Genomic DNA, 26,901 nt, shown 5'->3' on the forward strand with positions numbered 1-26,901 from the left:
TGACAAATGAATGAATACCATACCCAATAAATGGTGTTTATCAATCTTTCCACCATAGCCTATTTTTTCTCAAATTAATTCTAATAAACCAAGGTTAAAACTTTGATTGCGAAGGTATTACAAATCTTACGATTTTCTTAAAGACATTTTTTGAATAGCGACTTGTCGTTTTTCTTATGTAATGTCATTTTTCAACTCTTAATTGTTTACAATTACCCTCAACATTTATAGTTGTAAAAATTATCCCTTTCTCAAGAATATTGACAGGTAAAAATAAAATTTCACTGTCAAAACAGTTTTCCTTTTGACCATTTGACTCTTTTGAAATAATCTTTTTTGCGACTATATTATCATCATACTTTCTCAATAAAATATAATTTTGTTTATAATATTCAAAAGATTGATGAGATTTATTTTCTTTTAAATTAAAAGTAAAAAATATAAATCCAACTAAAAAAAAATATAAAAGAAATAATATAGAAAGATAACAAAATAATTGCATAAACGCCTTTGAATTACTTGCTTTAAATAAAACTAAAATAAAAAGAAGTATAAAAATAGCAATAATTATAGTAGTAAAAATCCCCCCCCAAGATTCAATCCCTTTAATTTTGTAGAGAAAGAAACATGTGACTCCAACAATTTGTACAGCAAAAGCTGTAACTAAACAATTATATTTAAAATTGATTAGTTTACTGGGCTTTTTTTTACTACATAAATAATCAAATATAATTGGCAATAATGATGAAATTATTATAAATAAAGATATTATGTTATTTTTTATAATAGTAGATATAGGTAATGATATTAAATCAATATCAAATCCAAAATAAATTGCCGTTATTGCCTCACATACATATGCACTCATATATAGTAAAGCAGTTAAAATAACAGCAAAAAAACCTATTTCCTTAAATAAAACACCATCTTTTTGAACATCATTATTTTCTGGTAATATAGAACTTGATACACTATCACAAGTTGTTTTCTTAGATTTATTTTTTTTATCCACAATCACTCCCCCAACAATATGTTACCAGTTTCTATAAAAGTTTAAGTTGTAGCTTTGTACGAAATCCATAGGCCTTAATTATTCGAGCTATTACGACGGCTCCGCCAAGATCAAAATTAACCTACATAAATTTAATCTCAAATAAGAAAAAATAATTGACATTTTTTTAGATTAAATTAATTCAATTTCAGATTAAAGATTTCACATAAAAACACATATAAACAATTAACTAGGAATAATGCACTAAGACGCCAAGAATATCAATAGCTATTTTAGCGCCTTATGTCACTGTTGATGAATTTGCCCGTGTATCAGGCATAAATCCTCGCACAGTAAAAAAAAAACATTAGTGTAGGCAAGTTTCCTATCCGTAAAAAGCAAATCACAAGCAGGTACGACCGCTCTACAACTTTTATCGATATGGTGGCTTCAACTTTTGAGGGAGCAAAAACCTTTAATCCTTAGTTAAATATTAAAGAGGAATAAGTAATGAGCCACGCAATCTATTTAAGTCCAAAGTCGGCTAATAATTCGACTTTAATTTATATTCAGACTTATAGACACAATCCGAAAAGTTGGATTGAGAAGCCAAACGGACACATAACTACGTTGATGAATGGTGCAAATCATGCAAAAATAAAAAACTAAGCGCCATTTTACCGCTACTGAATAAAATTTACTTATTTTTATAATATGCTTTTGGTTATACTTGCTTGTAATGGTGGCCCCTACTGGACTTGAACCAGTGACCAATCGATTATGAGTCGACTGCTCTGACCAACTGAGCTAAGGGGCCTTTAGTGATGTGCTACTAAGTTAGTAGGGTTGCGATTATAATAGACTTAAATCGATTTTGCTATAGTTAAATGCATAAATTAAGTCGGTTTGCTTATTTCTTAATCTTTAATCTATTGGATACTTTGGATTTTAATAACTGATATTTTTAAACCCATTAACCTGTTACAATGTTTTAGGTTATAATTAATGTTCTGTTGTTCTAATGGCTGAGGAAATATTATGTCTTGCAAAAAATTATTATTAGTTAGTTTAACAGTGTCTACAGCGTTATTTTTAAATGCATGTAGTAATTCTCAATATGAGCTTACCCAAGCTGGGCGTCAAGTTCAGTTTGTTGATACTAAACCAACGGCTAATTGCCAACTGTTAGGTAAAGCAGAAGGACGTCGTGGAACATTTTTTTCTGGTACAAAAACACATAGCGAACTGATACGTGATGCTGCATCTGATTTGATGAACAAAGCTGCCGCTATGGGGGGAAATGTGATATATGATGCTCAAGATGCATCATTACAATATATCTCTGATGTTGCTCCAACTGATGCGGTTATGGTTGGTGATGTTTATCGTTGTAATTAAGATTGATTAAAAGGGGAAGTACTCCCCTTTTTTATTCACAAAATAAATTTTAATTATCCATTTTGAGCTTCAAATTGTTTCATAAACTCAATTAAGTAATTCACACCTTCAATATCCATCGCATTATAAATTGATGCTCGCATTCCACCGGCAATACGATGCCCTTTTATACCAATAATATTGGCTTGCGTTGCTTCACTAACAAACTTTTTATCTAACTCTTCATTGGGTGATAAAAACGTTACATTCATGATGGATCGATTATTTTTTGCCACAGTGTTTCGATAAAAGTCTGACTGATCAATAAATTGATAAAGTTTTTGCGCTTTAGCATGATTGCGTTTTGCCATCGCTTCTAATCCGCCAAGTTTTTTAATCCATTTAAAAACTAGACCTGACATATACCAAGCAAAGGTTGGCGGAGTATTAAACATAGAATCGTAATCGTTCAACACTTTATAGTCTAAAACGGAAGGCAGAATAGATTTAGCATGACCAAGAAGATCTTCTCGGACAATAACAATGGTAATACCTGAAGGACCTATATTTTTTTGGGCACCTGCATAAATGATACCATAACGGCTAACATCAATAGGTTGAGATAGAATACAAGAAGAAAAATCAGCCACTACAATTTTATCGTCAAAATTAGGTTCTTCAAATATTTCGATACCATCAATGGTTTCATTTGGGCAATAATGGACATATGCCGAATCACTATTTAAATACCAATCAGACATAGGTTTAACTGATGTAATTCCTGCCTGTTTAATAACAATATTTTGTTCGATAACATTGCAATATTTTTTTGCTTCTTTAGCTGCACATTCACTCCAATATCCACTATTGATGTAATCAGCACTGGTTTTATTCCCTAAAATGTTTAAAGGAACAGCTGCAAATTGTGCGCGAGCCCCACCCTGACAAAATAATATTTTATAATTATTGGGTACTTTTAAAATATCACGCAAATCATTAGTTGCTTCAATCGCACATTGATCAAACTCTTTGCCTCGATGACTTAATTCCATCACCGAAGCGCCCGTATTTTGCCAATTTAATAATTCAGCCTGTGCTTGTTGTAAAACATCAGCAGGTATTTTAGCCGGACCTGCACTAAAGTTATAACTCTTACTCATTGCAATTCACTTTAATCCTTCAAAAAATAGACATACATTTTTACACTGTCTGGCAAGATATACAATCAGATTTTTATCAAGATTTTTTGAATAATCGCCGTCAAATTTGTTTTGTATATTTGATAAGATTATTGAGTAATAAAAACAGTGATAATATAAAAAGCCAGCAAAATACTGGCTCAACAGGTGGGATGAGCAATTAAATTGCTAATTGTCGTTTAGCATTTTCAATCGCCATTTTTACTTGGTCTGGTGATACGCCCCCTTTTGCACAACGTTTGGCAAGACACGATGCTAAAGACAAAATTGGGTAAACATCATTGTCGATTACCGAACTAAACGCTTTTAGTTCTTCTAATGAGAGTTCTTCTAAAGCTTTTTGTTTAGCGATAGCACCGACCACGGCCTCACCCACAATATGATGGGCTTCACGAAATGGTATACCTTTAGCAACTAAATAATCTGCCAGTTCAGTCGCATTTGAATAGCCTTGTTTGGCGGCTTCTCGACATCTATCATTATTAATTTTAATATCTTCCAATACTAAAGCGGCCATATCTAAGCATTCAAGCCATGTATCTAGAGCATCAAACAGATGTTCTTTATCTTCTTGTAGATCTTTGTTATAAGCTAGCGGTAATCCTTTAAAAGTGACCATTGCACCAGTTAAAGCCCCCACAACTCGTCCGACTTTTCCTCGAATTAACTCTAAAGCATCCGGATTTTTCTTTTGAGGCATCAATGAAGAACCCGATGTAACACGATCAGACAATTCAACAAAATTAGCTTCACCGCTATTAAAAATAATCAAATCTTCTGCAAAACGTGATAGATGTACCATACCAATTGAAGCGTTATTTAATAATTCCAGAATATGGTCACGGTCAGAAACAGCGTCTAAACTGTTATTTGTTGCTTGAGCAAACCCTAACCAGCTTGCAAGCTCCTCCCGATCCATTGGATAAGCGGTACCGGCTAGTGCCCCACTACCTAATGGACTCACATCCAAACGTGTTAACGTATCTTGTAAACGGCTTACATCACGCGTTAACATCTCATAATAAGCAAGGCACCAATGCGCAAATGTAATGGGTTGTGCTCGTTGTAAATGGGTGTAACCTGGCATCACAGTCTCTTGATGCTTTTCAGCCGTATTAACTAAAGATTGTCTTAAGTGATTAATGGCTGAAATCAACTGTTGAATTTCAGATTTGCACCATAATTTTAAATCGGTAGTAGATTGGTCATTACGACTTCGTCCTGTGTGTAATTTTTTACCAAGATCGCCCACTTTTTCAATTAATTTTTGTTCGACCCAACTGTGAATATCTTCAGCATCACTTTCTAAAATTTGATGAGGATTGTGTTGAACACTGACTAATAATTCATTTAAGGCTTTTTCGAGTTTTTTTTGCTCATCATAGGATAAGACACTAACCGTGACCAATGCTTTAGACCAAGCTATAGATCCAATAATATCTTGCTCAGCAAGACGATAATCAAAGCGCAAAGAATCATTAAAATGTTTAAAACTTTGATCTGCTGCTTGGCTAAAACGCCCACCCCATAATGCCATACCTACCTCAAATATTTATTAATCAATTTTAATTGCTAAACAATCTGAATTTATTGTTCTTATTTTGTATAAAATAGCTAACAGACTATAAAAGAGATATATACAGGACATAGCCTATATATATCTTTTATCTCACTTATCTAGATCAATATCAAAAAATTACTTTTCCGATTTTTTTGTTGTTTTAGATTTAGTTACTTCTTTGGTTGCTGCTTTAGCTTTACTCTCCGTTTTTACCTTTTTTGGTGAATCAGATGTTTTTGTAGCAGCTTTAGCTTTTTTAGCTGGCCGTTTTTTCTTTTCTTCATTCAATGCTCGAATGCGTGAAGATAAAGAAAATAATCGAATAAAACCACCAGCATGGCTGTGATCATAAACCTCATCTTCTCCGAATGTAGCAAACTCTTCGTTATATAAGCTATTCGGTGATTTTTTCTGCACTGCGGTAGCACTGCCTTTATAAAGCTTCACCACAACTTCACCTGTCATATCTTCAGCTAATACATCGGCTGCTGCTTGAATAGAGCGACGATAAGGGGCAAACCAACGACCATCATAAACAACATAAGCCATTTCAAGACCTAACTGCTCACGCCATTTGAAACTATCACGATCTAAAATCAACTGCTCAAGCCCTCGCAAAGCGGTCATCATAATGGTACCACCAGGCGTTTCATAACAACCACGTGATTTGATTCCTACTAAACGATTTTCAATAATATCGACCCGACCTACTCCATGTTTAGCACCAATTTTATTCAATGTGGCAACACAGTTGTAAGGCGAAAGTTTTTTACCATTAACAGAAACTACCTCACCTTTTTCAATACCAATAGTCACAAGTTCAGGTTTATTTGGTGCATCTTCAGGAGAAACCGTCCAAGCCCAACAATCTGCGTTTGCTTGATTCCAAGTACTTTCAAGAACGCCACCTTCGGTTGAGATGTGCCAAGCATTTTCGTCACGACTGTAAATTTTTTCGACCGTTGCGGTTGTTGGTATTTTTCTTACTTTTAAATAGTCAATTAAGGCTTCACGTGAGCGTAAATCCCACTCACGCCAAGGTGCTATCACTTTTAATTGGGGAGCAAGCGCAGTATAAGTTGTTTCAAAACGGACTTGATCATTACCTTTACCTGTCGCACCATGGCAAAGCGTATCGGCGCCAACTTCTAACGCATATTCGACTTGTGCTTTAGCAATAATTGGACGTGCCATTGATGTACCAAGATAATAAGTTCCTTCGTATAAAGCACCGGTTTTTAAGACTGGGTAAACATAATCTTTAACAAATTCTTCTCGTAAATCGACCACTTTACATGCTACAGCGCCAGAAGCTTTGGCTTTCTTTTCTACATCTTTCAATTCTTTTGGATCTTGACCGACATTAGCCACTAACGCATAAACTTCACATCCACCATAATTTTCTTTTAACCAAGGAATGATAGCGGATGTATCTAAACCACCTGAATAAGCTAAAACGACCTTTTTTGTGCTACTTTTTTTCATGTTATACCCTTTCTTAATGAACGACGATCGACGAATAAGTTAAAAAATCTTGAAACCTACATCACTTTTTTCTCAAAACAGTTATAATGATAACCGATGTAATATAATATTTGATCGCTATTTAAGCAATAATTCTTGTACCCGTAATACCGTATTTTCCATTAAATAATTCAATCAGTTTATCCGGTTCTTTCCAACTTGCTATATCAATTCCCCTTCCTAACGCTTTAGCAGCTTCAAATGCAGAATTAACTTTAACTATCATGCCGTCAGTAATCACCCCATTAGCGATAAGTTGATCAGCTTGTGATTGAGTTAATGATTCAATGCGCTGTTTATTTTCATCTAAAACGCCAATCACATCAGAAAGCAAAATTAAATCGGCATCTAATGTTTTAGCTAACGCCACTGCTGCATGGTCTGCGTTGACATTCATCATTTGGCCTTCATCTGTTATACCAATTGAACTTACGATCGGCAAATAACCGTTTTTTATTAGAAGATTCACTAAAGTTGGATCCCCTACCTGAGCTTCTCCAACATACCCAAGCTCTTCCGAAATCTGCTTAACTTTGACGCTATCACCGTCCGCTAAACAGAGCCCTATACTTGGTATATGCTGTTTTTTAGCTTCAGAGAGTAAAGTGGTATTTGCGCTTCCAGCAAGACTACCAACAATCACATCAATTTGATCTGCCGGTGTGACCCTTAATCCATTACGACGAACAACGGGGATCGATAACCTATCCATTAAGGAATCAACGACACTGCCCCCACCGTGTACAATAATTAAAGGACGGTTAAAATTCTGTTTATAATCACGAATAACTAAAAACAATTTATTGAGTGCATCTTTATTATCGAGTAGTACGCCGCCAAGCTTAATAATTAATGGTTTCATTTCAATTCCCTATTAACTTAGATTATCGTTAACCGCTATTCATCTTAATTTATCGATAAATATCCCAATTTTTAAAGTAACGCCGTTGTTTCATCAAAACCAAATCGAATATTCATACACTGCACAGCTTGTGCTGCTGCACCTTTTAATAAGTTATCTTCCACTGAAATTAAAATTAAATGTCGTCCTTTTAAAACAAATCCTATATCACAATAAGGTAATCCAACGACAGCTTTTAAAGCTGGCCAATCTTTTTGATAAACTCTAACTAAAGGCTTATCGCTGTAATACTTATTTAAAGCTGAAAGAATATCATTAGAAGACACATTGGCTTTTACAAGGCAGGTTATCGTTGCGTGAATACCTTGTTTAAAACATCCTAAATGAGGAGTAAAAATGACCTCTTGACCTAGATGCGTTGCAATTTCAGGTTGATGACGATGAGTAAACAATCCATAGGCATGTAAGCTGACTTCACAAAATAAATTATTATGTGAAGGTTTACGCCCTGCACCACTTACTCCACTTACCGCATTGATGACAGGTAATTGCGATTTATCTATTAAATCTTCTTCAATTAATGGCTTTAAAGGTAACAAACTGGCCGTTGGATAACAACCGGGAACGGCAATTAATTTTGCTTGTTTAATTGCCTTAAAATTCCATTCGGCTAAACCATAAATTGCTTGGTCTAACCATTGTTGATGTTGATGAGTAAAACCATAAAAATCTTGATAAAATGAGGAAGAATTAACACGAAAAGCACCCGACAAATCAAAAACCGTACAGTCGTGCTCTAAAAAATAAGGGGCGATAGCATGACTAACAGCATGCTCAGTTGCCAAAAATACCAAATCGATATCATTAATTAAAAAAGAATAATCTGAGGTTGCAATCAAAGGTAAATCAACCACCCCTTTTAATTGAGGATGAAGATTATAGTCTGAGATAAGCTTTCCCCCATCTTGACTATTTTCTGAAACCGTTAAAGCAACAAGTTCAACATGTGGGTGTTTAGTCAAGTAATAGGCTAATTTTGCACCTGCATAACCACTCGCTCCAACAATAACCGCTTTTAACATACCATTCCTATAATTTATTATTAAATAATGAACATATAGTAGGTTATTTATTAAACCGACACAAGCCCTAAAATGAATTTTTATTCACTTTTTATGAATTTAATTTCATTTATCGATTTAAAGTAATGTTTAAGACAGTTAAAAACCTGCCGACGACGATCCGCAGGTTTTTTAAATTGATACTATTTTAAAAGTGTTGCTGATTTTAAAATTGCAATAAGTAGATCCCAATAACGATGAACGCTTTGAATATTCACTTTTTCATCAGGAGAATGAGGAGATACAATTGTTGGCCCAATCGAAATCATATCCATATCAGGATAAGATTGCTTAAATAGACCACATTCTAGCCCAGCATGTATTACCATAATTTTTGCTTTTTGCGAAAAAAGTTCATGATATTTGTCTTTTGCAAGTTGCAACAAACTAGAATCTAATTTCGGTTCCCAACCAGAATAACCGCCACTAATTTCATAATTTGCATTGACTAATTGACTCAATGAAATTAAGGTCGAAACAACCGCATCTTTAGCAGAATCTACTTGTGAACGGATTAAAAAATTTACATAGAGTTGATTCTCTTTGATATTCACAATGCCTAAATTTAAAGATGTTTCAACGACGCCATGTATTTGATTACTCATTCTCACCACACCATTTGGTGCTGAGTTCAACCAATTGATGATTTTGTTTTGATGCTCGGTTGTTAACACACGTCTAACTTTAGTTTCATCAACATCACTCAAATTTATTTCAATATTTGGTTCAACGCTACCTAATTCGTTTTTTAAGGTCGATTTGTATTGCTGAATGATTGACTCAAGCTTAGGTAAATCTTGTTTATTCAATGAAATTTCCGCAAATGCTTCTCTTGGGATTGCATTTCGTAATGATCCACCTTGTATATCCGCCAATCGAAATGAAAAATCCTGAGCATACTCAGCCAAAAACCTTGCCATAAGTTTAATGGCATTACCTCGCCCAAGATGAATATCACACCCAGAATGCCCACCTTTTAAACCTTTTAATGAGATACGCATATAACAATCATGTTTTTCAGGCATAACAGCATAAGTAATCGCGAACGTTGTGGTAAAATCAACGCCTCCAGCGCATCCTGTAAATATTTCACCTTCATCTTCAGAATCGGTATTAATTAAATATTTACTTTTAAGCCAATTAGGTTGAAGACCAAATGCGCCATGCATACCGGTCTCTTCTGATGTGGTAACAAGCACTTCTAACGGCCCATGCTCAACAGTGGGATCTATTAAAACAGCTAATGCCGAAGCCAGCCCAACACCATTATCAGCTCCTAAAGTTGTTCCTTTAGCTTTGACCCATTCACCGTCAACATAAGCTTGAATAGGATCAGTCAAAAAATCGTGTACTGTGCCTTCATTTTTTTGAGGAACCATATCCATATGGGCTTGTAATGCAATTGAAGGACAATGTTCCAAACCTTTGGTTGCTGGTTTTGTTAGCAAAATATTCCCTGCTTTATCGATTTGATAAGCAATATGATGAGAATTGGCAAAATCAACAATATATTTAGTTATCATTTGTTCATGATGTGAAGGATGTGGAATTTTACAAATATCATTAAAAATCTGCCAAGTAAATTTTGGCTCTAATGTGGAAAGCATAATATATCCTCAATATTAAGTGAGTAATTAATTAATGAGTGGTTTTTTTTGTGTAATCGCTCTATAATAAGGTGCAATTTTACATCTATTTTTAGTCCATTAATATTAATTTATTATATTTACACATTCGATTAAAATTGCGAGTTACTCATGTCAATAGAACAAAATTTAACTGAAGAAGAAATTAAAGCTAAAAAACAGCATAAAGCTGAAATCATCGCTGAAAAAGAAAAATTCAACGTTACCTGGGAAATGTTACAAGCCTATGGACGTCAACTTTCAAAACGTTTATTACCCGCAAATCAATGGAAAGGCATTATTGCAGTAAGCCGTGGTGGTTTAGTACCAGCTGCGATTCTTGCTCGAGAATTAAGCATTCGTTATGTTGATACTGTCTGTATTTCAAGCTATGATCATGATCATCAGCGTGAAAAACTGATTCTTAAACAAGCTAACGGTGATGGTGAAGGTTTTATTGTTGTTGATGATTTAGTTGATACCGGTAACACCGCTCACACCATTCGTGATATGTATCCTAAAGCACGATTTGTCACTATTTTTGCAAAACCGGCTGGTAAACCTCTTGTTGATGATTATGTTGTAGATATTGAACAAGATACTTGGATTGAACAGCCTTGGGATACCGGTGTCATGTTTGTTAAACCAATTAGTGATCATGAATAATTAATCTACCATAAGGGATAATTGGCTGTTATGTCAGCGACTAAAAATCTATCAGAACAAATATTTAAACAGCAATATGATTATCCAGAAACTTCGGGGCTTATTAATCGTATTGATTACAGTGACGGTAGTAGTATTAGTCCGTTAGACGGCGACCTAGATTCAAGATGGTATAGAATTATCAATCCCATTTTGTGGTTTTGGCGTGGTTTGCCAAAGCTTGAAGTTGAAGCAGTTTTATCACGAATTGCTGCTTCAACTAAAAAACACACCAATGATAAATGGTTAGATTCAGTTATTGGTTATCAACCTGGTAATTGGATTTACGAATTTTTGAATCAAGCTGCTGAATGGTCAGCAAAAGCCGATGCTATCGATCCCACCAATTTAAGCGAAGACGATAAAAAAAACCTAAATACTTTTTATTTGATTGCAAGCGAATATGCAAGTATTGCAAGCTATCCTCATTTTAAAAATGACGAGTTAGCGATGTATGCCCAAACATGTGCATATCAAGCTTATACAAAAGGACTCAATTATTCCCCTTATAAGATTAAAGAACTTGAATTCAAAGTTGATGATCGGAATGTCAAAACGCTACTTCATTTACCTAAAACTGAAGGTACTTGCCCTGTCGTTGTGATCTGTAATGCACTTGGTAATTTGCAAATTGATTTTTATCGATATTTTAGTGAATATTTAGCACCGCAAGGCATTGCGATGTTAACTGTGGATTTACCCAGTGTTGGATACAGTCGTAACTTCACTTTAACTCAAAATAGTAGTCAGATTCATCAAGCCATTATTGAGCAACTTTCTACCGTGCCTTGGGTGGATAATAATCGTTTAATTGTGGCAGGTTTTCGTTTTGGTTCGCATATTGCAACACGATTAACCTATTTGATGCCAAATAAAATAAAAGGATTATTTAATTTTACACCTTTTGTTCATCAAATTTTCACTGATAAAGAACTACAAAAGAATCTACCTAATAGCTACAAAGATATGCTAGCTAGCCGTTTGGGATTACCGCTAATATCCAACCAACAATTAGCCGCCGAATTAAATTATTTCTCACTAAAAAATCAGGGTCTTTTAACTCGAGCTTGCCCAGTTCCTGTGATGAATATTATTTTCGAAAATGATGTGCTTAGTACCTTAACTGAAGCAAAACTTATTCATTCAGCCAAGCAAAATAAAATTATCACTATTCCAAAAACACCATTACAAAAAAGTTTACATCAAGCATTAACACAATCAGTAACATGGATGAAGTCTATTTTGTAATACCAGTATAAAATGAGTATTGTTATGACTAACATAAAACAGCAAGTTGTCGTGGTTAAATTGGGTACAAGCGTATTAACAAGTGGGACAAAACAGCTAGATCGTGCACGGATAGTAGAATTAATACGACAATGTGCAATCTTACATCAAGAAGGTCATAAAGTTATTATTGTAACGTCAGGTGCGATTGCTGCCGGACGAGAGTATTTAAACTACCCTAACCTACCTAATACGGTTGCATCAAAACAATTACTTGCTTCTGTTGGTCAAAGTAAACTCATCCAACTTTGGGAACAACTGTTTTCAATTTATAAAATTTACATTGGTCAAATGCTATTAACACGTGCAGATTTAGAAGATCGTGAAAGATTCTTAAATGCTCAAGATGTGTTAAAAGCGATGCTGGATAACCAAATTGTACCCGTTATCAATGAAAATGATGCGGTAGCAACAGCAGAAATTAAAGTTGGCGATAATGATAATTTATCTGCACTTGCGGCTATTTTAGCAGAAGCCGATAAACTTATTTTATTAACTGATATTGAAGGTTTATATACTGCCGATCCTAGATCAGATAAAAACGCTAAATTAATTTCAGAAATCGAACAGATCGACGATCATTTGCGTAGTATCGCAGGCGATAGTGTTTCAGGGTTAGGTACCGGTGGAATGTGCACAAAAATACAAGCTGCCGAAGTCGCAGGAAGTGCCGGTATCGAAGTTGTGATAGCGGCAGGAAACAGACCCAATGTAATTATCGATATCATGAATAATAAATCGGTTGGCACCCGTTTTCTTGCTCAAAAAACACCATTAGAACATCGCAAACATTGGATATTTGGTGCACCGATAGCAGGCAAACTTATATTAGATGACGGTGCAGTGAATGCAATTTTAAATAATGGTAGTTCGCTTTTACCAAAAGGAATTACAAAAGTTGCACAAACCTTTTCACGTGGTGAAGTGGTTGATATATGCGATAAATCAGGCAAATCCATTGCCCGAGGAGTCAGTCGTTATAATAGCGATGCACTACAACAGATCGCAGGACATCACTCATTGGAAATTAGCCAAATTATTGGCTATGAATATGGTTCAGTTGCCGTTCATCGAAATGATATGATTATTAAATTAAACATATAAAATATTTCACATTTAGCCTCTCTATAATTAATTTAATAAATAAAACTAAAACTGACTTTTTGAATATCTTACACTGCATATTTAGTGATAAAGAAGATAGATTATATTAAAAGACTATAAAATTTTGTATTGAAATTGATTACCACCTCTAAAATCGAAAAAGTTAAGAAAACAAGCCCGATAACCGTGCACTATCACTTAGATGTATTATCAATATAGAGAAGAATTTTTTGAAACTTATTGATAATTATAATAAATTAATAGAAAATGTTGCTCGTTTTGTGAGCTTTTATAGCTGCGATATATTAAGACAGAATGCAGGGCAACACTCACAAAAAATTTGCCAGATTATTCGCTATAAATATGGATCAGTCACCGTAAATCGGAATGATATGATTATCAGATAATTACAATAAGGAAATAAAATTATGGGATTAGCTATAGCAGGATTAATAGTGAATTGGTTAGGAACATTAATAATTGCATTAAATGGGGAGTTTAATGATTTATATAGGACTTTTACACCTGTAGCATTAATATTTGCAACAATCAGCACAATCGGGATATTTCTAACCGGAAGCAATAAAAAATTAAGTGGTACTTTAATCATTATTGGCAGTATTTTTTTCATTCCTTTAGGATTAATAGGTGTATTCGGTGGTAAAAAGATTGCTGATCAAGGGGTTGACAAATCTTTAGATGAACGACGCAATATTTAGGATTAATAAGGATATTATTAGAAAAGGAGGATACTAAATGGAAACCAAAGATCAAAATATAAAATACTTTTATGCACGAAACTTAGTTATATTCCGCATTATATTTATCTTAATTGCTATGTTTTTTTTACTAAGCATTGCCCCAGAGCTATGGTTTAATACTGTTATATTCATAATAGTTTTAACTTTACTGATTGTACAATATTTTATGGAATATGTCATTATAGATAAAGACTTCATTTCTCATCAACCAGGAATTGCAAGAGGAAAAACAAGTGTGCTTTTTGATGAAGTAAAATCAGTTAGATATGACCCCAAAAAAGTGTTTATAGATTATTGTAATAAAATAACTGGTGAAGAATCAACTTTGAAAATATCTTTACAAGTGCTAAAAAAAGATGACAGACAAGAGTTTTTAGAGACTTTACATACCATTTTCAAAGATAAAGAAGTATAAAATAAATGCTTTCCAGTAAAGAACAACCATTCTTTGCTGGAAAAATTAATTATATTCCAATCACTATATCAGAATATTTAGTTATCTTTCCTTTTTTCATTGACTCTCAAAAAAATTGTATAAATAGAGTATATTGTTAGCATTATTTTTAGTTTAATTTTCTATAAAAATAATCAAATAAGGTTATATCAAATGAGTATTCAAATCGATAGTTATCGTGAAAATTGGCAAAAAGATGGAAAAGATATAATATTCTACCGACGTCGATATATTAAAACTTTTATCATAATTTTGATTGCGTTATATGTCATTTTCTTTTTGGTTGCACCATTTATAAAAATATCCCTACAATTTGGTTATATCATTATTTTAATGATAATTTATTTACTATTACGCTGGACGGAAAAATATATTATTTTAGGTGATACATTTATAACAATTAATGATAATAGGTTTAGATTAATCGATTTATTACTCTTTACCCTGTTTTTTATAGTTTATATTTTTATTAATAGTTCAAATAAAAACAAAATGAGTTGTATCTTATTTAAAAATATTATTGATGTTGATAATATAAATCGCAATGAAATAATCATTCATCATTTTGTTAATAATCAAGCTCAACTTTACTCAGTTGATCTTGATATGATGTTAGACGATGAAAAACAATTGTTTTTGCAAAAAATTGAGCTTATAAAGCAAAGTTTAAAAAGTAATCTTTAAAGGTCTAATGAATGTTAAATAAAATCGGAAAATCAGCAAAACAAGCTGCATACCAATTAGCACAATGCCCTACTGCTACAAAAAATAAAGTACTTACGGTCATTGCCGATTTATTAGAAGCACAAAGTACCCTGATTCTAACAGCTAATGCACACGATATAAAATTAGCAAAAGAACAAGGCTTAAGTGATGCCATCGTTGATCGACTACTGCTAACCCCTGAACGATTATCATCGATTGCCAATGATGTTCGTAAAGTTATCACATTGAAGGATCCTATAGGTGAAATTATTGATGGGTCAACGTTAGACAGTGGTTTAAAGTTACAACGTCACAGAGTGCCATTAGGTGTAATTGGTGTAATATATGAAGCTCGTCCAAATGTAACCATAGATATCGCTTCGCTTTGCTTAAAAACAGGCAATGCGGCGATACTCAGAGGAGGCAAAGAAACGCTCAAGACTAATATGGCGATTATTTCCGTTATTCAACAAGCTTTATCACAAGTTGGATTACCACAAACTGCCATACAATATATTGACAATCCTGAACGAAAATATATTCACGAATTACTTAAACTCGATAAGTACATTGATATGATTATTCCAAGAGGTGGCGTGGCACTCCATCAGTTATGCCGTGAGCAATCTACTATCCCTGTCATTACAGGTGGAATTGGTGTTTGTCATATTTTTGTTGATGAAAGTGCTGATTTTGATAAAGCTTTAGCCATTATTATTAATGCCAAAACACAGCGGCCTAGTACTTGTAATACGCTGGAAACATTATTAGTTCATCATAAAATTGCGCCAATGTTCATGCCGATATTCAGTCAAATAATGACAGATAATGAGGTTACCTTACATGCAGATAAGCGCACAATTGAAATGTTAAACTCAAATAAAGCTCATGTATTTCCGATAAAAGATGAAGAGTTACGTCAAGAATGGCTATCAAAAGACCTTAATGTTGTTATCGTCGATTCCCTCGAAAATGCAATAGAACATATACGAGAATATGGAAGTGGTCATTCAGAATCAATCTTAACCCGTAACTTAACTAATGCTGAACAATTTGTTAATCAAGTCGATGCAGCTGCGGTTTATGTCAACGCCTCGACACGTTTTACCGACGGTGGACAATTTGGCTTAGGCGCTGAAGTAGCAGTAAGTACTCAAAAATTACATGCCAGAGGCCCTATGGGACTTGAAGCATTAACAACCTATAAGTGGATAGGTATTGGGGATGATTTAATTCGTCAATAAATCTGTATCAACTGTTCAGTAACACCTGACAGTTGATACTTCAATATTTAGTCAAAATTACGCATTAATAGTGCATAATTTAAGTCGATTTCTTCTGGGATAGGGATATAAACAATATGCCCATCACCTAATCCCGCAGGTACTGGTTGCCCTTTTTTATTCTCCATACGTTCAATAGTAAAAGTCATGTTACCTTTTGGTGTCATCATCTCAACACTATCACCCACTGAGAACTTATTCTTAACAATAATTTCTGCTAAACCATTTAGACGTTCACCACTAAATTCCCCCACAAACTGTTGTCTGTCGGATACAGAATGACTGTGAACATAATTTTGCATATCTTCATGCTTATGACGACGCAAAAAGCCTTCGGTATAACCGCGATGCGCTAAAGAATCGAGTTCAGCCAACAAACGAGGATCAAATGGCTTACCTTCACTTGCAGCATCTATCGCTTGACGATACACTTGTGCCGTTCTTGCACAGTAATAAAATGACTTGGTACGCCCCTCAATTTTCAACGAGTGGACACCTATTTTAGTCAAATCTTCTACTAGTTCTACCGCTCTTAAATCCTTAGAATTCATGATATAAGTTCCATGCTCATCTTCGAATGCTTGCATATATTCACCCGGTCGACCTGATTCTTCTAACATAAATAGTTTATTTGTTGTTTGACCTATACCAAGTGTAGGTTCAACTTGTTGTACCGGTATGGGTTCACATTTATGAACGATCTGTCCTACTTCATCTTCTTTTCCTTCGGCAACTTTGTATTCCCAACGGCATGCGTTAGTACATGTACCTTGGTTAGAATCACGTTTATTAATATAACCAGATAACAGACAACGCCCAGAATACGCCATACAAAGTGCACCATGGATAAACACTTCTAATTCCATCTCAGGAACTTTTTCACGTATTTCGGCAATCTCATCAAGAGACAGCTCTCGAGATAACACAACACGTGTTAATCCCATTTTGTGCCAAAATTTGACCGTTGCCCAGTTCACAGCATTGGATTGCACCGATAAGTGAATCTCCATTTCTGGAAAATGCTCACGAACAAGCATAATTAAACCCGGATCAGACATAATAAAGGCATCGGGTTTCATATTAACAATGGGTTCAAGATCACGAATAAACGTTTTGAGTTTTGAATTATGTGGTGCAATATTCACAACCACATAAAACTTTTTACCCTGTGCGTGGGCTTCGTTAATCCCGATAGCTAAGTTTTCATGATTAAATTCATTATTGCGAACACGCAAACTATAACGAGGTTGACCGGCATAAACAGCATCTGCACCATAAGCAAACGCATAACGCATATTTTTAAGAGAACCGGCAGGCGAAAGTAACTCAGGTTTTGGGTATAAATTTGTCATTAAAAAATGCCTCTGATTTCAAGTCAGTATTACTCAGCAGTAATAGGTTAAGCAAAAATAGGTGGGCATTTTACGCTTTAGGCTAGAGCTTGGCAAATTTATTTAAAGATGAACTTAACAAATCCTAACTTGATAGAATTTAAAAGGGAATTTCATTAAAAATACGATTAAATTCATAGCTGATTATTTAAATACGCAATTATTAAATTTTCCAACCAAATGTAATTATTATGTTACCAATCATTTAACAGTGAATGGATAGCTATCTAGCTAACCACTAACCGTTTTAGATTTCTTTATCAATAAGGGGGAAATACTCTTCCCAGCGATACTCTCTGATTGGCATAGGCTTCTCGTTCACAAAATACAACACCAAAGCGGGTTTAATTCCATTCCAATTATCTACAAACTCATAGCCAAGAAGAAAACCATCTTTGATTAATTTTTTTGCTTTTGCATGATAATTAAAGTAGCTCATAGTTAGTCAACTAAAGAATACCTATAATTGACTATTATTTGTACTCTTTTTTAAACAATATAGCAATTAGTTTAAAATAAAATTTAATAAAATAACGTAAGATTAAGTTTGAAAGGGATATGGGTTTTTTAGGAATTTAATGGAGGCGCGTCCCAGAATCGAACTGAGGTAGACGGATTTGCAATCCGCAGCATGGCCACTCTGCCAACGCGCCGTTGAGGTCTAACTGAATAGGTGGCAAATATTAGCATTGGCATGTTTATACGTCAAGATCAATTAGATTATAATTACAGCAATCATTTATCTTATAACATAATTAGTCATTTTTCGCACTTATCCTGACACAAAATAGACATGAATTGACAATTCAGTTAGGTTAATCATTGAGCATGATTTAAAATTTGAAGACATAATATATAAGTTCCTATTTAATACAAAGATTAAACAAGTACTTTTTTATTGATTTTCTTCTGGATATCGGTAGATCCACGAAATATTTTCGTGATTAGCAAATGCGCTTGGAAAAAGATAAACACCGTTAAGTAATGGGAAATTTGCATATTTCCATTCGACTTTAAAATTAGGTTGAAATTTAATAATAGCGTCATAAAGGAAAGTCGTACAGTATAAATGTTCTTTATCACGAGGCGCTAAAATAAATGGTGCGCCTTGTTTGCTAACTAGTTCAGCAATAATTTGCTCAAATTGTGTATCTGAAATAAAATTAGGTCTTGCTATTGCATATTTTTGTGCAAGTTCTGGCGTTATAAATTCTGCTAGCGTTGATATAATAACTTGATTTATGTTATTTCCATCATCATCTGTTGTCGCATGAATTATTTTAATTTCATCCTCAACCGAAATGACCATACCAATATGGGAAAATTCTCCGCCCCCTAATTGATTAATGATCATACTATCAATATTCACCCCTTTTCTAAAAATCCAATCTCCCACTCTTATTTTCGAACGATAGTCGAAAGTTTTATCAAAAACATTGCTGGGCGGATTGGCAAAAACAGATGAAATCCCCAAAAAAAGAACAATAAAAAGATAGCGACTAGATAGCATATTTAAATTTAACTAATGTGTTAATTAAAAAGGGTATTATTGTTACATTTACCCTTTTTAGCTGATGAGAACTTTCTAAATACTTAGTAAAAATTGATAAGCCAGTCATCATTGATCTTAATTAAAGATAATTTAGAATCAGCTTTAAATCCGTCTTTAAAAAGAATAACTGATTCAACATCTGCTTCAGTTTTATTACTTTTATAATTTACTGATGAATTTTCAATTTTATCTAGACCACCATGTAATTTAGAAATAGCTTGAGCTTCTTTAATAACCTCTTTAAATTTGCTTTTCATTAACTCTTTAGTGTCAATTTCATCGAATTTTTGTTTTTCATCGATGTACAGTAACTTTAAAAGTTTATCTAAATCGCCATCATAACCAGCTTTTACAAATTCTTGAGCGACCAATTCAGGTTTATTATCGGAAGAACATGCTGTAACAATAATAGCTAATAAAAAAATACTTAAATATTTTAATGCTAATTTCATTTTTTCTTTACCCTTTTTTGATTATAGTTAATTGGCTTTTCCCTATATTTATAAATTAAGAAAAGGCATGAAAATAATACTATTTAATCATTTTTTTTTAAAGTAGCTTTTTTAGAATGATCCGCTTATTATTTGGTTTAAATAAAAATATTTTATTTAAAATAAGGGTAACTTTTCTTACCCTTTGTTTGAAGAACTCTATATTGAAAGTTATTAAATTGAAACTGTTTTATCAAAACTAAAATGACATTTTAATTTTGAAAAGATTTAATTAAAAATTAAGTAACCATTTGTCATCAATTTTAATAACCTTTATTCTTTCTTCCTTTTTTGTACCATCTTTAAAAATGATAGATGTGATAACTATAGCAGCATCTTTCGCTTCGTTTCGGTAATTGACATTTAATATTTCAGTTTTATCAAAACCGCCATGTTTTTTTGCTTGTTCTGCTGTCTTCGCTATCATCTGGGAGAGTTTACCTTTAATAAAGGTTTTTGTTTCTGAATTGTCATCATTCTTTTGAATGTATAGTAATTTATAAACTTTATCTGCATCACCATCAAACATAGCCTTTACATATGTTTCCGCTAATTTTTCTGGTGTACTTTCAGCTGTTGAACAAGCGATAAGCACGAATGCAAATAAAAACAATCCAATTATCTTAGAGGCTATTTTCATTATTAGTTTTCCTATTTAAATTGATCAATAAACGTTGTAATTTACTCTACTTTAAATTATCAATTAAAGCATTATAAATAATAATAACTAATTTATATTTAATAAAGAAATTTAAGCGTTTAATTAAAATTTTCCAAAATACTTTGCCAATTGTGATCCAACTCAGCTTTTATGGTTATTGGTGAATGATTTAGAGGGTGAATAATATTTAGTGAACTTGCATGTAACATCAGTCTTTTAATACCAAAATAAGCAGTAAAAGCTCGATTTTGATGAAGATCGCCATGTTTACTATCACCTAAAATAGGATGAAATATATGTTTCATGTGGCGGCGTAATTGATGTTTTCGACCGGTTTGGGGGGTTAATTCCACAAAACTAAATCTTGCTGTATCAAATTTACCAACTTTAATCGGTACTTCAATCTTACTGATGCTCCGATAAAAAGTAATTGCATCTTGTGCGGGTTTATTCGGTGTCGAGAACTTATCGGCAATTTTATCCAGCTCTTCAACTAATGGATAATCAATTATCGCCTCACCTTCAACATAACCCCGAACAATCGCATGATACGTTTTTTCAATCTGTTTAGTTGCAAACTGTTGTGACATTAAGCGAGCGGTTTCACTAGATAAAGCAAACAATAATACCCCAGATGTAGGACGATCCAAGCGATGAATAGGAAACACATGTTGCCCAATCTGATCTCGCAAAGTTTGCATGACGACCGTTGTTTCATGTTTATCTAACCAACTGCGATGCACAAGCCAACCGGATGGCTTGTTAATCGCAATTAAAGCATCATCTTGATAAAGAATTTCGAACATTATTTAACAAATACTATAAAAACAGTTTTTCAAGTTCACTCGCAATACTGGTACTGTTATTGTCACCAATAACATGGTCGGCTTTGGCTTTCACTTCATCATCTGCGTTGCCCATCGCAATACCCATCCCCGCCAACGTCAACATTGAAATATCATTATAGCTATCACCAAATGCGACTATTTCACTAAGATCGATATTTTCGTGTTTAGCCCAATGCATTAATCCATTTCCTTTAGTATTGCCCTTCACGGCGACATCAGCGCGATTCGACCAAGACCATTCGCACGAAAATTGATTAAGTGCTTCAACAGCATCCGAAAATTGTCGTAATGCAGGCAGATCATGACTACTTGTGGCAAATTTGTAAACCGCTCCTGCTTCGTCAATTACCTTATCAAAGCTATCTACTTTTTTAATCTCAGGTTGTAAAAATGAAGGCAACGAATTTACCCATTTAAAAAAACCTTCTAAATGATCATCGAGCACTTCATAAGTCATCATTTGGTCAGTGTAAATAAGCGTATGAATACCATATTGATTGACCAAATTAAGCAATGTTTTTGCTTGCTCTTTTGTCATGGGTTTACCAGCAAATGATTGCTGTTTTTCAAAATCATACAGGTAAGATCCATTACAACAAATAGCAGGTGTTGATAATTTAAGTTGATAATAATACGGATAAATAACAGAATGGTGACGACCAGAAACTAAAATAACTTTAACACCTTTGGCACTGATTTTTTCAATCATCGAAACTGTCTCAGGTAAAATTAGACGATTACTGGCAAGTAAAGTACCATCCATATCAAAGGCAACGGCTTTATACTTCATTTTATTCCTCTTTCTATCTTCAAATAACGATTCTTACACCCTTTTACATCATTCGATTTTGGCTAATTTAACGAATGATTTGGTAACTAATTAGCAAACACTAATGCTTTATCTACAACCGATTTACCATTCAATTTTTTGACGACCAACAAACGAGTGCGATAACGTTGTACCGTCTACCATTTCAAGTTCTCCACCAACTGGCACGCCATGAGCGATACGGGTTGCCGTTACATCAAACTCTGCACACATTTGAGCAATATAGTTGGCGGTTGCATCCCCTTCAACTGTTGGGTTCGTCGCTAAAATAACCTCACTGATCGTTTCTGAAGATAGTTTGTGCTTTAATAGATCAAGACCAATATCACTTGGACCAATACCATCTAAAGGAGAAAGATGACCTAACAATACAAAATAACGACCGCTGTATTGACCTGTTTGTTCAATAGCAACAATATCTGCTGGGGTTTCAACAACACAGAGTTGACCGCTACTTTGACGACGAGCATTGGCACAAATGGTACAAATGGATTGTTCCGTAAAAGTTCGGCACTCTTGGCAATGACCGATATTAATCATCGCTTCATGAAGTACATGAGCCAATTTAATACCGCCTTGTCGATTACGCTGTAATAAATGGAAAGCCATCCGTTGTGCAGATTTGGGACCAACGCCAGGTAAGCAACGTAATGCTTCCATGAGTGATTCTAATAATGGGCTAATTTGCATAAATTCGTTTAGTTATCACAATAAATACATTTAGCGTTAATAATACCTCTTTTCAAGCTTTGATAAAACAACAATTACATCGCTTTTAAATTTCAATTCAGGCAAAACGATTTAATAAATCACCCGATTTTAATGTCGATAACCGACGCCATGAATGGTTTTAATTAAAACAGGATTCAATGGATCGAGTTCAATTTGTTTACGTAATTTAGAGATATGCTGATCAAGTGTTCGACTATTTGGTGAATAATCATATCCCCATACATAATCAAAAAGCATGTCCCTTGTCACAACTTGATTTTGATGTTGATACAGGCACGATATAATTTTGATTTCTCGAAGTGAAAGCTCAATTACTTGTTGATTACGTTTTGCACATAACTCGATTGGATAAATGGTTAAATCACCAAAATAAAAAAATTCATCGTTTATTTGGTTAGCATGTTTTGATTTTAAATAGCGTTTAGCGATGGCTTTGATTCTTGCTCGTAGTTCATGAATGCCAAAAGGCTTACTCATATAGTCATCAGCGCCAAGCTCTAAACCTATAACGCGATCGATTTCTTCATCTTTAGCCGATAAAAAAAGAATCGGTATATCATCATCTAATTTTCGAATCTCACGACAAACACAATACCCATCCATTTCGGGCATCATAATATCTAAAATGATAAAATCAGGTTTATCATGTTTAAACAATTTAAGCGCAGTTTTCCCATTTTCAGCTTGAAGAATGGTATAACCTTCTTGTTGTAAAAGATCCGACATTCCTTTACGAATGTTATGATCATCCTCAGCGATTAAAATCTTCATGCACATGCTCCGTTAAAATTAATGAAAACGCAGTACCCGGATTTTCATTGGTTACCTTGATAGTACCCTGCAATTGCTGCGCTAATTGGTTGGCAATAGTAAGCCCAATTCCTGTTCCCGAAACGCCTTCGGTAATGGATGAATTTATCCGATAAAAGGGTTTAAATATTTTCTTTAGTAGATGCTTAGGAATACCACGACCATAATCCCGCACGGTGATAATAGTCTGATTATTTTGGGTCGTCAGTGATAAATCAACTTTTTTGCCATCTACAGCGTATTTTTCTGCATTGCTTAAAAAATTACTTATGATTTGCATCACACTATCTTCATCGGTAAAAATAGTGTGATTTTTATTCGAATTTAAAATCAAATTTAGTTGTAAAGATTTTGTTTTAAGAACGGGATTGAAAGTTTGATAAACTCGCTCAATGAGCAACGTTAAATTAACGGCTTTAAAATTCTGTTTAGCTGGCTTACTTAAATTAAGTACATTTTGCACTAAGCGAGTTAATCGCTGACTTTCACTGGTGATCACATCCAAATATTCAGGTACAGGGAAAGGTTCATCGGTTAACTGTTCTTTTAACATTTCTGAATAAAGTGTGATATTAGTTAATGGCGTTTTAAACTCATGTGAAACTTGACCAACAAAGCTAACTTGTTGTTTAGCTAAACGAATCGCTCGTGTATATTCTCGATAAACATAACAAACGATACCAATAACTAACACAATAAACAAAAATAATATTCCACCACCTAACCAATAAAAGGTAACAAAGTTTGGTGATGAATAATAATAAGTTAATTGCCAATTCTGTAGTGGATAGTCAAGCATCACATTAATGTCATTGATTGTAGAGTGACCATGAACATAGATTTGTTTTGAACCCTCATAGAGACTGAAATTATCATCGATAGATTGATCTTCAAATAACCGAATAATATCTAACGCAAATTTAATCGTTGATAGCTCAAATCCCTTGATAATATTACCCTTTTTAGACCAAAAAATCAGATGATCATAAGACTGATACCAACCCGAGGTTGGCAGAGATAATTCATTCGACGAATTGGGGGGGATTAAAATTGCATTATCATACTTAATCGACTCAACAAATTTAACCCATTGCAGATCGTTACTATTACTGATATAAACAATGTTATTATGGCGAATTTCGAAAGCATTTTTAATATCTGATTGCGATTGTAACAGATTATCAAACGTACCGGCGCCCTTTTCCAAAAGTTGAATTAAGCTAATCAAATAAACGGAACGCTGATTTAACAGCGATTCAATCGATGATTTTATATTCTCCAATCGGCTTTGTGCTAACGATCTTTGCTGATGTTGACGCATTAAAACTTCATGTTCAATACTACGCCAACCAAGATAGCTAAGTGCCATTACAAATATTATACAAGAGAGAATCGCTGCTAATTTTTTCATACTTTCCTTATTTTTTAATTACACCCAGTTTAGTATTTTGTTGCTTTTCGGTCATTCCTTTACGATAAGCTTTGCTATTCCCTCTTTCATTAACTGCATCTGCTGCCATTTTTTCATTCCATTTTATATCATCTAGCACTCTATCCGCATATTCTGGATACATATTTGCAACTGCTTCAAGTCTTTTACTGTTATCCTCTAGAATTTTCTGCGCAGCTTTTCGATCGCCTTTATTATAGAATTCTAATGCTTTAACGCTATTTTCATTCACTTCTTGTATTTCAATCTCAGTAACGACATCTTGGCGCAAGGCTTTTTTTACGGCTTCCAGATTATCGGTATAAGCAAGTTTTACTGATTGTCTTTCTTTTTGAGTTTTCTTATCTAACAAATCATCATACACTAAATCAATTTCCGCTAATGTTTTTTCTTCGCCTACTTTACCTTGTGGTTGCTCGACCTCTAACAAAATATACTTTTCTTGATTAGAATAAATTTGATTCATTGTTACCGTTACTTGATTACCTTTGATTATGCCGTCTCTACCTAATAAACGAACCGGTTTTACCCCATCTTTTAAATAGATATTGATCTTAACATGTTGGGCAACCGTCGACATTACATCCTTGAACTCACGAACAAATACATTTTCAAGATCTAAAGAATCATTAACAAATACATGATTACCATCACTATAACTGGCAATTGATGACATCAATAATTCATTATAATCCTCACCGATACCAAAAGTACTGACAGAAATATTCTTTTTGGCGGCAATAATGGCAAGTTCAGAAAGTTCTTGAACGGATGTCGGACCAATATTCGCCTGCCCGTCCGATAATAAAATAATGCGATTCACATTATCTTTAGACAACTGTTTTTCAACTTGATAGATACCTTTACTTAATCCGGCAAATAACGCTGTGCCACCACCTGCAACAATATTTTCTTTTATTAAATTAATCAATTTTTGTTTATTGTTAACTTTGGTAGAAGGAATAATTACCTTTGCATCATTATCATAAGCAACGACAGATAAAGTGTCATTCTCATTAAGCATGTTAATGGCAAAGATAGCCGCCTCTTTTGCTTTAACAATACGATCACCTGACATCGAGCCTGAGCGATCAATTACTATTGCCAAATTAATGGGAACCCGTTTTGCAGAATCAAATTCATGGCCGGTTAACGAAATTTTTAAATAATTTTTCTCTTGGGTATTTTGCATAACAATTGGCGATGCAAGTTCCGAGCGAATTTCAATTTGCTTATTGACTTGTGCATGACTGCATAAACTTAATATTGAAAGCCCTGCTAATAGGACTGTTTTAATTAATTTCATTGTTTTTCCTTATATAAAAAGTTTATGTCATTATATTGATTTGATCATTCAAACTGTCAGATAGTTGTATTTAATTGTAAAAAGTTGTAAAAAATACCATTTTAGAACAGGAAAACGCCAATAAAATTTTCTTTTATAAAAAACAGATCATCTCATCCCCACTTGCAATATATATCAATCAAATGATGAACAATCGACCGATTTTACTGCATTGTTACGGTTTGTTTATTGCAAGCACAAAGAACGAAGGTATATAATACAAAATTAGCCAT

The 26,901-nt window shown here is 33.9% G+C and carries 25 protein-coding genes, 2 tRNA genes and 1 pseudogene; 8 read left to right on the forward strand and 20 right to left on the reverse strand.

Translation table 11 applies throughout. The features are described from left to right. Window positions 1-184: 184 nt before the first annotated feature. Window positions 185-1,012 carry a hypothetical protein gene (locus ACKJXD_RS03100; protein ID WP_430875495.1) on the reverse strand — a complete coding sequence of 276 codons (828 nt, stop codon included), beginning with the start codon at window positions 1,010-1,012 and terminating at the stop codon, window positions 185-187. Between the two features lie 719 nt (window positions 1,013-1,731). Then, window positions 1,732-1,808, reverse strand: a tRNA-Ile gene (locus tag ACKJXD_RS03105). 221 nt (window positions 1,809-2,029) lie between these two features. Here ACKJXD_RS03105 and ACKJXD_RS03110 point away from each other — a divergent pair. Further along, the gene (locus ACKJXD_RS03110; protein WP_065557704.1) at window positions 2,030-2,389 is read left to right on the forward strand and encodes a DUF4156 domain-containing protein; all 360 of its coding nucleotides are present in this window, start codon (window positions 2,030-2,032) and stop codon (window positions 2,387-2,389) included. Window positions 2,390-2,442: 53 nt separating this feature from the next. Here the strand turns inward: ACKJXD_RS03110 and serC are convergent, their stop codons facing one another. The 6 genes and pseudogenes from serC to ACKJXD_RS03140 all read right to left on the reverse strand — a co-directional run bounded on the left by serC (window position 2,443) and on the right by ACKJXD_RS03140 (window position 10,242). Further along, complete coding sequence (gene serC / locus ACKJXD_RS03115) at window positions 2,443-3,528, reverse strand: 3-phosphoserine/phosphohydroxythreonine transaminase (RefSeq protein WP_430875496.1); 1,086 nt, start codon at window positions 3,526-3,528, stop codon at window positions 2,443-2,445. Window positions 3,529-3,727: 199 nt separating this feature from the next. Then, window positions 3,728-5,104: an argininosuccinate lyase gene (gene argH / locus ACKJXD_RS03120; RefSeq protein ID WP_430875497.1), complete on the reverse strand. Its 1,377-nt coding sequence runs from the start codon at window positions 5,102-5,104 to the stop codon at window positions 3,728-3,730. Window positions 5,105-5,395: 291 nt separating this feature from the next. Further along, window positions 5,396-6,613: pseudogene (locus tag ACKJXD_RS03125) on the reverse strand (argininosuccinate synthase); the annotation flags it as partial. Between the two features lie 121 nt (window positions 6,614-6,734). Beyond that, window positions 6,735-7,514, reverse strand: coding sequence for an acetylglutamate kinase (argB, locus tag ACKJXD_RS03130; RefSeq protein WP_430875498.1), 780 nt, complete (start codon window positions 7,512-7,514; stop codon window positions 6,735-6,737). A 71-nt stretch (window positions 7,515-7,585) separates the two neighbouring features. Continuing rightward, entirely contained in the window at window positions 7,586-8,596 is a 1,011-nt protein-coding gene (gene argC, locus ACKJXD_RS03135) for an N-acetyl-gamma-glutamyl-phosphate reductase (RefSeq protein ID WP_267359836.1), read from the reverse strand. A 182-nt stretch (window positions 8,597-8,778) separates the two neighbouring features. After that, window positions 8,779-10,242, reverse strand: a complete 1,464-nt coding sequence (locus tag ACKJXD_RS03140) for an aminoacyl-histidine dipeptidase (protein ID WP_267378789.1) — start codon at window positions 10,240-10,242, stop codon at window positions 8,779-8,781. 150 nt (window positions 10,243-10,392) lie between these two features. Here ACKJXD_RS03140 and gpt point away from each other — a divergent pair, with 150 nt between their 5' ends. The 7 genes from gpt to proA all read left to right on the forward strand — a co-directional run bounded on the left by gpt (window position 10,393) and on the right by proA (window position 16,520). Further along, window positions 10,393-10,926 (forward strand): xanthine phosphoribosyltransferase, encoded by a 534-nt coding sequence (gene gpt / locus ACKJXD_RS03145; RefSeq protein ID WP_220217131.1) that lies wholly within the window; start codon window positions 10,393-10,395, stop codon window positions 10,924-10,926. 30 nt (window positions 10,927-10,956) lie between these two features. Beyond that, window positions 10,957-12,213 carry an esterase FrsA gene (frsA, locus tag ACKJXD_RS03150; protein ID WP_430875499.1) on the forward strand — a complete coding sequence of 419 codons (1,257 nt, stop codon included), beginning with the start codon at window positions 10,957-10,959 and terminating at the stop codon, window positions 12,211-12,213. A 24-nt stretch (window positions 12,214-12,237) separates the two neighbouring features. Continuing rightward, window positions 12,238-13,356, forward strand: coding sequence for a glutamate 5-kinase (gene proB / locus ACKJXD_RS03155; protein WP_430875500.1), 1,119 nt, complete (start codon window positions 12,238-12,240; stop codon window positions 13,354-13,356). A 428-nt stretch (window positions 13,357-13,784) separates the two neighbouring features. Then, window positions 13,785-14,075 (forward strand): hypothetical protein, encoded by a 291-nt coding sequence (locus ACKJXD_RS03160; protein ID WP_430875501.1) that lies wholly within the window; start codon window positions 13,785-13,787, stop codon window positions 14,073-14,075. 37 nt (window positions 14,076-14,112) lie between these two features. Further along, window positions 14,113-14,532, forward strand: a complete 420-nt coding sequence (locus ACKJXD_RS03165; RefSeq protein ID WP_430875502.1) for a hypothetical protein — start codon at window positions 14,113-14,115, stop codon at window positions 14,530-14,532. 192 nt (window positions 14,533-14,724) lie between these two features. Next, complete coding sequence (locus ACKJXD_RS03170) at window positions 14,725-15,255, forward strand: hypothetical protein (protein ID WP_430875503.1); 531 nt, start codon at window positions 14,725-14,727, stop codon at window positions 15,253-15,255. Between the two features lie 11 nt (window positions 15,256-15,266). Further along, complete coding sequence (gene proA, locus ACKJXD_RS03175) at window positions 15,267-16,520, forward strand: glutamate-5-semialdehyde dehydrogenase (RefSeq protein WP_430875504.1); 1,254 nt, start codon at window positions 15,267-15,269, stop codon at window positions 16,518-16,520. A gap of 47 nt (window positions 16,521-16,567) precedes the next feature. Here proA and yegQ read toward each other — a convergent pair whose 3' ends face one another. From yegQ to ACKJXD_RS03235, 12 genes are all read right to left on the reverse strand, one after another. Beyond that, entirely contained in the window at window positions 16,568-17,911 is a 1,344-nt protein-coding gene (yegQ, locus tag ACKJXD_RS03180) for a tRNA 5-hydroxyuridine modification protein YegQ (RefSeq protein WP_430875505.1), read from the reverse strand. Window positions 17,912-18,197: 286 nt separating this feature from the next. Then, the gene (locus ACKJXD_RS03185; RefSeq protein ID WP_220217123.1) at window positions 18,198-18,389 is read right to left on the reverse strand and encodes a hypothetical protein; all 192 of its coding nucleotides are present in this window, start codon (window positions 18,387-18,389) and stop codon (window positions 18,198-18,200) included. A gap of 140 nt (window positions 18,390-18,529) precedes the next feature. After that, window positions 18,530-18,603: transfer RNA gene (locus tag ACKJXD_RS03190), tRNA-Cys, on the reverse strand. A 242-nt stretch (window positions 18,604-18,845) separates the two neighbouring features. Then, window positions 18,846-19,304: a hypothetical protein gene (locus ACKJXD_RS03195; RefSeq protein ID WP_363317368.1), complete on the reverse strand. Its 459-nt coding sequence runs from the start codon at window positions 19,302-19,304 to the stop codon at window positions 18,846-18,848. A gap of 239 nt (window positions 19,305-19,543) precedes the next feature. Then, window positions 19,544-19,954, reverse strand: a complete 411-nt coding sequence (locus tag ACKJXD_RS03200; RefSeq protein ID WP_220217121.1) for a DUF4878 domain-containing protein — start codon at window positions 19,952-19,954, stop codon at window positions 19,544-19,546. 271 nt (window positions 19,955-20,225) lie between these two features. Continuing rightward, entirely contained in the window at window positions 20,226-20,633 is a 408-nt protein-coding gene (locus ACKJXD_RS03205) for a DUF4878 domain-containing protein (protein WP_220217120.1), read from the reverse strand. 119 nt (window positions 20,634-20,752) lie between these two features. After that, entirely contained in the window at window positions 20,753-21,460 is a 708-nt protein-coding gene (gene truC / locus ACKJXD_RS03210; RefSeq protein ID WP_430875506.1) for a tRNA pseudouridine(65) synthase TruC, read from the reverse strand. A gap of 13 nt (window positions 21,461-21,473) precedes the next feature. Then, the gene (locus ACKJXD_RS03215; RefSeq protein ID WP_430875507.1) at window positions 21,474-22,292 is read right to left on the reverse strand and encodes a pyridoxal phosphatase; all 819 of its coding nucleotides are present in this window, start codon (window positions 22,290-22,292) and stop codon (window positions 21,474-21,476) included. A gap of 123 nt (window positions 22,293-22,415) precedes the next feature. Beyond that, window positions 22,416-23,021: a recombination mediator RecR gene (recR, locus tag ACKJXD_RS03220; RefSeq protein WP_220217117.1), complete on the reverse strand. Its 606-nt coding sequence runs from the start codon at window positions 23,019-23,021 to the stop codon at window positions 22,416-22,418. 129 nt (window positions 23,022-23,150) lie between these two features. Continuing rightward, window positions 23,151-23,834, reverse strand: coding sequence for a response regulator transcription factor (locus tag ACKJXD_RS03225; RefSeq protein ID WP_430875508.1), 684 nt, complete (start codon window positions 23,832-23,834; stop codon window positions 23,151-23,153). Then, a complete protein-coding gene (locus ACKJXD_RS03230; RefSeq protein ID WP_430875509.1) occupies window positions 23,815-25,284 on the reverse strand; it encodes a sensor histidine kinase in 1,470 nt (489 codons plus the stop codon). Before ACKJXD_RS03230 ends, ACKJXD_RS03225 begins: the two co-directional genes overlap by 20 nt. Window positions 25,285-25,291: 7 nt before the next feature. Further along, complete coding sequence (locus ACKJXD_RS03235; RefSeq protein WP_430875510.1) at window positions 25,292-26,629, reverse strand: vWA domain-containing protein; 1,338 nt, start codon at window positions 26,627-26,629, stop codon at window positions 25,292-25,294. Window positions 26,630-26,901 lie beyond the last annotated feature (272 nt).

It is taken from the genome of Gilliamella sp. G0441 (assembly GCF_050589305.1).
In the GTDB taxonomy this organism is placed as follows: domain Bacteria; phylum Pseudomonadota; class Gammaproteobacteria; order Enterobacterales; family Orbaceae; genus Gilliamella.